The organism is Gluconacetobacter entanii (assembly GCF_003206495.1).
GTDB classification, from domain to species: domain Bacteria; phylum Pseudomonadota; class Alphaproteobacteria; order Acetobacterales; family Acetobacteraceae; genus Novacetimonas; species Novacetimonas entanii.
This window is the reverse complement of record NZ_NKUF01000123.1, coordinates 1-1,292: the sequence shown is the minus strand read 5'-3', so window position 1 is coordinate 1,292 and position 1,292 is coordinate 1. Positions and strand designations below refer to the sequence as shown.

The following is a 1,292-nucleotide window of genomic DNA, read 5'->3' as shown; positions in this document are numbered from 1 at the left end:
GCAATACCAGTCCATGTCACCATTCACTCCATCTCTTCGCAAAGACGGATGAATCACAACAGGCTGGTATTGTTCAAAAACTTTCGGATCGGGCTCTTATATGTAGCACCATGAAGCTGAACTCCCATCAGGTTGCTCTGGCAGCAATAAGAAAGCAAACCCTTGCGAACACGAAGAGCAAGCGGACAGCCCATGCGGCTTTGCTGCGAATGGGGATTATCGATAGCAAAGGCGCGGTTACCAAAGAGTACACGCGTGACCCACGCATTGAGGGCATGCTTAAAGCGTAACTGCGTTGACAGCTCTTCATACATCTTTTGTACTCGGTTATCATGGTTGTTCTGAAGAGGTCGGCCGGAAACTGATTAACGGAGAAAGCGCACCAACTCCGTCGGAGACCGACTACGATTGGCTTGGACCGGGTTTCTATGTCTGGGAGTCCGACCAGTTACGTGCGCAAGAATGGGCATATCAGAAACAGCGCCGGGATTCCGGTTTCAAACCGTTCGTTATTGGTCTGGTCGTAGATCTGGGCAACTGTCTTGATTTAACGACACGCGAAGACCTGGAGATGCTCAAGACCGCCTATGAAGGCCTGCGAGAGACATTAAGCACGGATGATATACCGATGCCGGTGAATCATGATTCCCGGCACGACGTAAATAGTGATAAACTTTTTCGTAACCTCGACTGCGCTGTTATCAGGTATCTTCACGATTCTATTGAAGCCACAGGGTCTCATCTCGCACCTTATGATACGGTGCGCGGCCTTTTCCAGGAAGGCGGCGAACTCTATCCCGGTAGCGCCTTCCGGGAAAAGACACACACGCAGATCGCAATCCGCAATCTGGATTGTATAAAAGGAATCTTTCGTCTGCCGGACTCTAGGGCCTGTTAGATCTTGAATTTCTTCCCATATTGTAGGGATGGAAGAAGGAGACAGAACAGGCACCTTTACGGACGAGACATGGGCGATCTGGGAACCTCTGATTGAGGAGGTTCGCCCGAGGGGCAAGACGCCGCCACATGATCTGCGGCGGACGATAGCAGCGATTTTCTGGCGTCATGAGAATGGCGCGAAATGGCGGAGTATCCCCGCTGAACTGGGTCCGTGGTGGCGGGCTGCGCAGCTTTTCATCCGCTGGGCGAAGCTCGGCGTATGGGAGCGGCTGCTCGCACTGGTTCAGGAACAACAGGGAGTGGCATTCGGAATGACTTTTCTGGATGGCACAAACATCAGGGCTCACCACAAAGCGGCGGGAGCCCAAAAAAAGGGGCCTCTTTCGAAGAGC

Annotated in this window: 3 protein-coding genes; all 3 read left to right on the top strand. The window is 52.5% G+C overall.

Annotated features, from left to right (window positions below):
• Nucleotides 1-290, top strand: a 290-nt coding sequence (locus CFR72_RS18225) for a hypothetical protein (RefSeq protein ID WP_244182360.1), incomplete at its 5' end; no start/stop codon positions are given.
• A gap of 5 nt (nucleotides 291-295) precedes the next feature.
• On the top strand, nucleotides 296-898 hold the full coding sequence (locus tag CFR72_RS16800; protein WP_110914816.1) for a hypothetical protein: 603 nt from the start codon (nucleotides 296-298) through the stop codon (nucleotides 896-898).
• Nucleotides 899-926: 28 nt separating this feature from the next.
• The coding region (locus tag CFR72_RS16795) for a transposase (RefSeq protein WP_146220758.1) at nucleotides 927-1,292 on the top strand (366 nt) is incomplete at its 3' end.